We start from the raw sequence: 3,397 nt of genomic DNA, 5'->3' as shown, positions 1-3,397 counted from the left end.
ATGCCGGCCGGGGTGCGGATGGCGACCGCGAGCGCGTCCGGGATGGAGTGGTTGACGGCGATGAACTCGCAGTCGAAGACGCCGATGCGCTCCCGCTGTCCTTCCTCCACCTCAAGGGTGTACGGGCGGATGCGGTGCTCCTGGAGCTTGGCCTCGATGAGCGCGAGGGTCAGCTTGGAGCCGATGAGCGGGATGTCCGGCTTCAGCCGGAGCAGGTAGGGAACGCCGCCGATGTGGTCCTCGTGGCCGTGCGTGAGGACGATGCCCTCGACGTCGTCCAGGCGGTCCCGGATCGTGGTGAAGTCCGGCAGGATCAGGTCGATCCCCGGCTGCTCCTCCTCGGGGAAGAGCACACCGCAGTCGACGATGAGCAGACGGCCGCCGTACTCGAAGACCGTCATGTTGCGGCCGATCTCCCCCAGGCCGCCGAGCGGGGTGACGCGCAGACCGCCCTTCGGGAGCTTCGGCGGGGTACCGAGTTCAGGATGCGGATGACTCAAAAGACTCTCCTTACCACGCACGCCACGTACCGCGGAGGGCACGTGGCGCGCATGTCATTCGTGCACTTGCTGTTGTCAGAGGTGTTTCCGTCGCGAGTGTCCTCGCGTATTCAGTTGTGAAGTCCGTGGTTACAGCTGTACCCCGCCGGCTGCCAGATCGATCTTGAGCTGAGCCGTCTCCTGGGCGGTCAGTTCCACCAGCGGCAGACGCAGCGGACCGGCCGGCAGGCCCTGCAGGGTGAGAGCGGCCTTGGTGGTGATCACACCCTGGGTGCGGAACATGCCCGTGAAGACCGGGAGCAGCTTCTGGTGGATCTCGGTGGCCTTCTGCACGTCCCCGCCGAGGTACGCCTCGATCAGCGCGCGCAGCTCCGGCGTGACGACGTGGCCCACGACGGAGACGAAGCCGACGGCCCCGACCGAGAGCAGCGGAAGGTTCAGCATGTCGTCGCCGGAGTACCAGGCGAGGCCGGACTGGGTGATGGCCCAGCTGGCGCGCCCCAGGTCCCCCTTGGCGTCCTTGTTGGCCACGATACGGGGGTGCTCGGCGAGCCGTACGAGCGTCTCCGTGTCGATCGGCACACCGCTGCGGCCCGGGATGTCGTACAGCATCACGGGCAGCCCCGTGGAGTCCGCGATGGCGCCGAAGTGACGCAGGAGACCTTCCTGCGGGGGCTTGTTGTAGTACGGCGTGACCGCGAGGAGGCCGTGGGCGCCCGTGCGCTCGGCCGTGCGGGCCAGCTCGATGCTGTGCCGGGTGTCGTTGGTGCCGATCCCGGCGACGACGTGGGCCCGGTCTCCGACGGCTTCGAGCACCGCCCGTACGAGCTGGTCTTTCTCCGCGTCGCTGGTGGTCGGGGACTCGCCGGTGGTGCCGTTGACGATCAGGCCGTCGTTGCCTGCGTCCACCAGATGGGTGGCGAGCCGCTGGGCACCGTCGAGGTCGAGCGTGCCGTCCGCCGTGAAGGGCGTGACCATCGCGGTGAGGACCCGCCCGAAGGGGGTCTGCGGAGTGGAGATCGGAGCCATGGGTAACACGCTACTCGTTGCTCGGAGCGCCGCGCCCCCTCGGGGGACGGGAGAAGAGGAGCCCGGCACTGCCTGCTCGGGGGTTCAGGCAGTGCCGGGTCCGTTTCATCAGCCTAGATGAACTTCACGAAAGGCCGCAATACGGACACCGCTTACGGGGCCACCCGGCCGTTTTTGTTGAAGGCGGCATGAGTCAGCGGCATCAGACGCGCCCAGTGCTGCTCCATCTGTTCGCCGACCATCTCGATCTCGCGCTGCGGGAAGGAGGGGACCTTCGCCAGTTCGTGCTGGGTCCGCAGGCCGAGGAAGTGCATCAGCGAGCGGGCGTTGCACGTGGCGTACATGGTCGAGAACAGGCCCACGGGCAGTACGGCACGGGCGACCTCGCGCGCCACGCCCGCGGCCAGCATCTCCTGGTAGGCGTCGTAGGCCTGCCGGTAGGAGTCCTCCATCACACGGCTGGTGAGCGCGTGCTGCTCCGGGGCCCCCTCGACGAACTCGTACTTGCCGGGGCGGCCCTGCTGGATGAGCTTGCGGGACTCCCCCGGGGTGTAGAAGACCGGTTCGAGCTCCCTGTAACGGCCCGATTCCTCGTTGTACGACCACCCGACGCGGTGCCGCATGAACTCGCGGAAGACGAAGATCGGGGCGCTGATGAAGAAGGTCATCGAATTGTGCTCGAACGGGCTTCCGTGCCGGTCCCGCATCAGGAAGTTGATGAGGCCCTTGGAGCGCTCGGGGTCCTTGGCGACCTCCTCCAGCGACTGCTCGCCCGCCGTGGACACACGGGCCGCGAAGAGTACGTCGGAGTCGGTGGCAGCGGATTTCACCAGGTCGACGGTGACATCGCTGCGGAAGTGGGCCTTCGTGGGCTCGGGGGTGTCGGTCACCGGCGGGGGTCCTTCCAATGGCGTCGCACGGGCGGCGTCCACTCTACGGGCCTGGGAACGGGCCTTCGGCCCGCGCCCCGGAGCGGGCGGCTCCGATGCGCGGGGAGGCCCAGGGCATCGGCTCGCGGTGCCCCGGGTAGGCGCCGGACAGCCGTCCGCAGGAATTCTTCGTCCCGTTCGGCGATTCAGGGCACCTAAAGGGTCCTTCGTACGTCTGACTCAATAGCAGCACCCGTCACAGAGTTCAAGGAGAGTTTCCTCATGTTCCGCCGGCGTGAGTCCGTCCCGTTCTCGTTCGTCGCCGAGGCCGAGCGGTTCCGCAGCAACGTCACCCCGCCGCCCCGCGAGCGGGCCAGCGTCTCCCAGCTGGCCGGCCGATCCCTCGTGGGGCTGACCCTGGTCGCGGGATTCGCCGGATCGCTGCTCCTCGGCCTGCCCGCGCTCGACACCGGCCAGGCGCCCTCGCACAGTCAGCACTCCGAGGCGTCCCCGAACCGCTGACCCGTACGGGCCCCCTGGGGTGGTCGACCGGGGGGCTCCTCGGTAGCCTCACCGGGCACAGCAATCGAGCGTGCTTGTGAGTGAGGATCAGTCGTGCCCCTGCCCTTTCTGACGGCCGACCGCGTATTCGACGCGAGCGCGGAGGACACCGCGCTGCCGTTCGACGACCACGACAGCTGGCGGCGGCCCTACCGCCCCGGTCCGTGGTGGGTCGCCGCCGCGGCCACCCTGCTGCTGCTGGCGTCCTTCGTGCTTCTGGCGGCGATGATCATCGCGTTCGCCGGCTCGTCCTCCGGCGGCGGTGCCTGCTTCGCGCTGGCGGCCGTCGTGATCGTCTGCGCCCTGCGGCTGCTGCGGGTCGGCGCCTGGGTCAGCAGCCACGGAGTGCGCCGCGTGGCCTTCTTCCGTACGACGACAGTGGCCTGGGGCGAGGCCGAGGCGCTCCGTACGGTCCAGCCTGTCTCTTATACACATCTC

The 3,397-nt window shown here is 68.6% G+C and carries 5 protein-coding genes; 2 read left to right on the top strand and 3 right to left on the bottom strand.

The window, feature by feature from the left end:
- From IH13_RS0123410 to thyX, 3 genes are all read right to left on the bottom strand, one after another.
- A partial coding sequence (locus IH13_RS0123410) for an MBL fold metallo-hydrolase (RefSeq protein ID WP_031087506.1) occupies nucleotides 1–500 on the bottom strand: 500 nt, incomplete at its 3' end.
- A gap of 129 nt (nucleotides 501–629) precedes the next feature.
- Nucleotides 630–1,529, bottom strand: coding sequence for a 4-hydroxy-tetrahydrodipicolinate synthase (gene dapA, locus IH13_RS0123405; protein WP_031087504.1), 900 nt, complete (start codon nucleotides 1,527–1,529; stop codon nucleotides 630–632).
- 152 nt (nucleotides 1,530–1,681) lie between these two features.
- Nucleotides 1,682–2,419, bottom strand: a complete 738-nt coding sequence (gene thyX, locus IH13_RS0123400; RefSeq protein ID WP_031087502.1) for an FAD-dependent thymidylate synthase — start codon at nucleotides 2,417–2,419, stop codon at nucleotides 1,682–1,684.
- 261 nt (nucleotides 2,420–2,680) lie between these two features.
- On the opposite strand from thyX, the gene IH13_RS0123395 reads away from it, so the two are divergent.
- Together IH13_RS0123395 and IH13_RS0123390 are read left to right on the top strand one after the other, a co-directional pair.
- Entirely contained in the window at nucleotides 2,681–2,920 is a 240-nt protein-coding gene (locus IH13_RS0123395) for a hypothetical protein (RefSeq protein WP_031087499.1), read from the top strand.
- Nucleotides 2,921–3,013: 93 nt separating this feature from the next.
- The coding region (locus IH13_RS0123390) for a hypothetical protein (RefSeq protein ID WP_063837480.1) at nucleotides 3,014–3,397 on the top strand (384 nt) is incomplete at its 3' end.

The organism is Streptomyces sp. NRRL WC-3549 (assembly GCF_000721935.1).
Lineage (GTDB): Bacteria > Actinomycetota > Actinomycetes > Streptomycetales > Streptomycetaceae > Streptomyces.
The sequence above is the reverse complement of the archived record's forward strand: the minus strand, read 5'-3'. Positions and strand labels throughout refer to the sequence as shown.

Bases quoted from the DNA above. Each gene is read 5' to 3' on its own strand.
- dapA (WP_031087504.1), bottom strand. From the start codon at position 1,529: ATGGCTCCGATCTCCACTCCGCAGACCCCCTTCGGGCGGGTCCTCACC.
- IH13_RS0123395 (WP_031087499.1), top strand. From the start codon at position 2,681: ATGTTCCGCCGGCGTGAGTCCGTCCCGTTCTCGTTCGTCGCCGAGGCC.